At 63.5% G+C, this 496-nt stretch carries 1 protein-coding gene; it reads right to left on the bottom strand.

Annotation, left to right across the window (positions count from 1 at the left end; all coding sequences use genetic code 11):
• The coding region (locus AC22G6_RS21840) for an AMP-binding protein (protein ID WP_487368508.1) at nt 1–496 on the bottom strand (496 nt) is incomplete at both ends.

Genomic DNA, 496 nt, shown 5'->3' with positions numbered 1-496 from the left:
ATGGTGGTGTGGCTTGACGAAGTCAGCATACATGCGCGCATGCGGCACCTTGCCCAGATCGTGCGCCATGTGCACATAGGGCACGACCACCACGCGATGCACCGAAGGCAGCTGGCGCGCAATGTCGCCCAGCTTGTCGAGGCAATCGATGGTCTTGCCGCCATAGAAGTAACCGTCGCAGGCAATCAGCACCTTGGGCTCGCTCTGGCCGAAGCGGTCGAGCACGCCCTGCACGCCGAAATCGGGTGAGGCCGAGGTGAAGATCGCGCCAATGCTGGCCGCAGCGAGCATGGCCACGATGGTTTCCGGCATGTTGGGCATGAAGGCCGCGACACGGTCGCCCTTTGTCACGCCCTGCTCGCGCAGTGCCGCGGCAAACTGCGCCACGGCGCGGTACAGCTCGCCATGCGACATGCGGTTCTTGACCTGATCCTCGCCCCAGAACACCAGCGCATCGTGACTGTCGCGGCTGCGCAGCAGATTCTGTGCAAAGTTG

The organism is Parazoarcus sp. PS-13 R2A (genome assembly GCF_057621855.1).
This window is presented reverse-complemented; position numbering and strand designations above follow the sequence as displayed.